A 3,873-nucleotide genomic window follows, 5' to 3' on the forward strand; every position below is an offset into this window, starting at 1 on the left:
GGATCAGCGACCCCGCCTACGTCAACCACCGCCCCATCCTGGAGGCCGCCGGCCTGGAGGTCCGCACCTTCGGCTGGTGCGACGCCGAGGGCGGGTTCGACGCCGCCGGAGTCCTGCGCGACCTGGCCGGGGCGCGCCGCGACGACGTCGTCCTGCTCCAGGGGTGCTGCCACAACCCGACCGGCGCCGACCCGGCGCCCGAGGACTGGACCGCGCTCGCGGAGCTGGCGGCCCGGGACGGCTGGGTCCCGTTCGTCGACCTCGCCTACCACGGGCTCGGCGACGGGCTGGAGGCCGACCTGGCGGCCACGCGCCTGCTGGCCGAGCGGGTCCCCGAGATGCTCGTCGCCGTGAGCTGCTCCAAGAACTTCGGCCTCTACAGCGACCGCACGGGCTGCGCCATCGTCCTCGGCGCGTCGGCGCGGGCGGTGCGGCACGCCGAGACGGCCCTGCAGAACGCCGCCCGGACCCTGTACTCCATGCCGCCCGAGCACGGCGCCGCCGTCGTCACCACCGTCCTGGAGGACGCGGGGCTGCGGGACCTGTGGCGCGCGGAACTGGACGCGATGCGGGCCCGCATCGGGGCCAACCGGACGGACCTGGCCGCACGCCTGGCCGCGATGGGCTGGCAGGCGCAGGCCCGCTCGCTCGCGGGGCAGCGCGGGATGTTCTCGATGCTGCCGCTGACGGCGCAGGAGATGCTCCGGCTGCGCCGGGAGTACGCGATCTACGGGACCACCGCCGGGCGCATCAACATCGCGGGCATCCCCGCCGACCGGATCCCCTGCCTCGCGCGGGGCATCGCGGGAGTGCTCGCGGGCCGCTGACGGCCGGGCGGGCCGGGCGGCAGGACGCGGAGCGGCGGCCGGGGGCGCGCGGAGCGCGGGAGCGCGGAAGTGAGGGAACGCGGGCCCCGCTCCGCGGGCTCCCCGGACGTGGCGGTCCCCGGCGCTCCCGCCGGTGCCATGAGCCATCCGCCGTCGCCGATGGCTCCCGTGGTCCGCGAGAACGGCCGGGGGCCTGGCCAGAGCCTGGACAAGGGTCACGCGGGCCCGGGGACGTCTCCCAGGGGAGGTGCGGCTCTTTCCGGTATTCCGGTGTATCACCGATTTTCCTCCCCGTCATCCCGTAGTCAAGGGAAATCGGAAGCCGGAATCCGGAAGGGAATGGCCGGATAGAACTGGCCTTGAGCAGGGCCGAGTTGGGGTGTGGCATCATGGCCGCATTGTCCGACCGCTGGGTTCCCCGGAGGACTGAGGGATGAAGTTACCTGGCTCCGCGTTACCGGCGTCGGAGGACAGGCGGCTCAGGCGCCGTCTCAAGAAGGTCCGCCACACCTGCGAGACCCTGCTCTCCGAGTGGGGCATGGAGCACGGCTGCGGCATCGACGAACTCCACGCATATCTCAGCGAGCAGCGCGGGCGGCCCATCCATTTGATTCCGACGGCCTTCCCCGAACGGCATCTCTTCGGCATATGGCTGAAAACCGATGAGTTCGACATCATCGCCTTCGAGAAGGCCGCTTCGGCGTCGCACAAGGAACACATCATCGCCCACGAGCTCGCCCACATAGCCTTCGACCACGACGGTTCCGTGCAGCTGGACCAGCTCGGCGCCGGACCCTCCCCGGCGGCCGGTCCGGGCGATCCCGGCGCGCTGTTCTCGGACGTCGACCCCGAGGCGGTGCGCGGCGTCCTCATGCGCTCCCGCTACAGCGACGACGAGGAGCAGGAGGCCGAGACCATGGCCTCGCTGATCCTGGCCCGCGCCACCAAGCGCTGGACCGAGCGGGCCTGGGGCGTGCCCGACGAGGCTGCCGAGATCGTGGCCCGCATCGAGAGCGGGCTCGGCCGGCCCGAGCAGGGGCCCGCGTGATCTACACCGTCCTCGCGTGGGTCTGCGCCTTCGTGGGCCTCGCGGCCTTCGCGTACCGCCTTCCCGACCTGCTGCGCCGCAGGAACGACATCGCCCTGTGGGCGCTGTGCACCTACTTCCTCTGCTCCGGGATCAGCTTCCTGGTCGACCTGGACCAGCTCCGGCTGCACATCTCCGCGTTCTTCGGCCTGCCGAACATCACCTCGCTGATCACCCAGGCCGCCGTGGTCGTGCTGACGGCCGCCCAGCAGGTCGTCCTCGTCTACTGGTCCTCGCCGCCCGCCGAGGCCCGGCGCATGGCGCGCCACCGCGTCCTCTTCTTCGCCGCGGCCCTCGCCGTCCTGGTCGTCGCGTCCTTCGCCGTCGGCCCCGTGGCGCACTCGGAGACGGCCACCTCCACGATCCTGCTCAGCATCCAGCACGGCAGCTACGCCCTCTACATGTCCTTCTACCTGCTGATCTGCGCCGTCGGGCAGTTCGAGACGGTCCGCCTGTCACTGCGCTTCACCACGATGGCCAACCGGCAGTGGCTCAAGGTCGGCATGCGCACCGTCACCGTCGGCGCCAGCATGATCCTCGTCTACTGCGTCACCCGGAGCATCCAGATCGCCGGGACCCGCCTGGACTACGACGCGGCCGCGCTCGACCCGGTCCAGTGGACCTGCGGCAGCGTCGGAGCCCTCCTCCAGATCGCCGGCTGGACCATCCCCTCCTGGGGCATCCGCATCACCCGCGCCCGCGGCTGGGCCCGCAGCTACCGCTCCTACCGCCGGCTGCGGCCGCTGTGGTGGGCCCTCTACGAGGCCTCCCCGGACATCGCCCTGGACCCGCCCCGCTCCTGGCTGCGCGACCTCGTCCCGCCCCGGGACCCGCACTACCGCCTCTACCGGCGCGTCATCGAGATACGCGACGGCCAGCTGATCCTGCGCACCTCCCTGTCCCTGGAGGACTTCGTCCGGGTCGCCCGCTCCCTGGAGCTCCCGGAGGACCCCACCTCGCCGCTGGGCGAGGCGCTCCAGGTGCGCGCCGTGCTCAGCCGCCCGCCGCACGAGCGCGCGGAGCGCGCCGAGCGGGCCGAGGCCTCCGACATCCCCGCACGGCCCCCCTACGAGGACTTCCGCGACGAGGTGGACTGGCTCAGCAAGGTGGCCTCCTCCTTCGACGACCTCGGCCGGCGCCGCGCCCGCGCCCTCGACGCCGGCCTGCTGTCATGACCGCGGCCGCCCCGCCCGGGGGAGCCGAGGAGCACGACGCGGCGCTCCGGCTCGCCGTGCGCACCATCGGCCGCCTGGTGGCCCTGGACGCCCGGCAGGGCGCGACGGCCGCCGTGCCCGCCGTACGCGAGGCCGTGCGCCGGATCCCGGAGCTGTCGGCCGACCCCCGCGCCCTCCGTGCGTACGGCCCGGACCGGCTCGCGGCCCTCGCGGAGCTGAGCGAGGTCATCGGCTGGATCCTGTTCGACGCGGGCCGCTACCGGGGCGCCCGCCGCATGAACGCGCGGGCGCTGGCCCTGGCGGACCTCTGCGGCGACCGCTGGACGGCCCGGCTGGTCCTGCTGAACCACAGCATGCTCACCACCCACACCGGACGCCCCCGCGCCGCCCTGGCGGCCGCCGCCCGGGTGGGCGGGCCCCGGCCGCTCCCCGCCCGCGTCGCCGGCCTCGTACTGATCCGGCAGGCCCACGCGACGGCCCTGCTCGGCGCCCGCACGGAGCCGCTGGAGCTGATCTCCCGGGCCCGCAGCCGCTTCCTGGACGGGGTCTCCCGCCACGACCCGCACTGGGCCTGGTGGATCGACGAGGCCGAACTGCTGGGCCACGAGGGCTGGGTCCAGGCCCGGCTGCGCCGCTGGGACCGGGCCGTCCCGCTGCTGCACCGGGCGGCCACCGCCCCGGGCCCCTCCTACCGGCACCTGTTCACCGCGGAGCTCCTCTCGGCCCTGGCCGGGGCCGGGGCCTGGCGCGAGGCGGAGGAGCTGATCGCGCGGGTCGCCCCGGG

The 3,873-nt window shown here is 74.0% G+C and carries 4 protein-coding genes; all 4 read left to right on the forward strand.

Translation table 11 applies throughout. The annotated features are described in order from the left end of the window. Nucleotides 1–827: aminotransferase class I/II-fold pyridoxal phosphate-dependent enzyme (locus SSNG_RS28820; RefSeq protein WP_042802163.1), on the forward strand; the 827-nt coding region annotated here is incomplete at its 5' end. Nucleotides 828–1,260: 433 nt separating this feature from the next. Next, nucleotides 1,261–1,875 (forward strand): hypothetical protein, encoded by a 615-nt coding sequence (locus SSNG_RS28825; RefSeq protein WP_007267460.1) that lies wholly within the window; start codon nucleotides 1,261–1,263, stop codon nucleotides 1,873–1,875. Continuing rightward, nucleotides 1,872–3,089 carry an MAB_1171c family putative transporter gene (locus tag SSNG_RS44985; protein ID WP_007267461.1) on the forward strand — a complete coding sequence of 406 codons (1,218 nt, stop codon included), beginning with the start codon at nucleotides 1,872–1,874 and terminating at the stop codon, nucleotides 3,087–3,089. The genes SSNG_RS28825 and SSNG_RS44985 overlap by 4 nt, the downstream gene beginning before the upstream one ends. Continuing rightward, the coding region (locus tag SSNG_RS28835) for a hypothetical protein (RefSeq protein ID WP_042802165.1) at nucleotides 3,086–3,873 on the forward strand (788 nt) is incomplete at its 3' end. The genes SSNG_RS44985 and SSNG_RS28835, both read left to right, overlap by 4 nt.

Origin of the sequence: Streptomyces sp. C, assembly GCF_000158895.1 — a bacterium.
Lineage (GTDB): Bacteria > Actinomycetota > Actinomycetes > Streptomycetales > Streptomycetaceae > Streptomyces > Streptomyces racemochromogenes.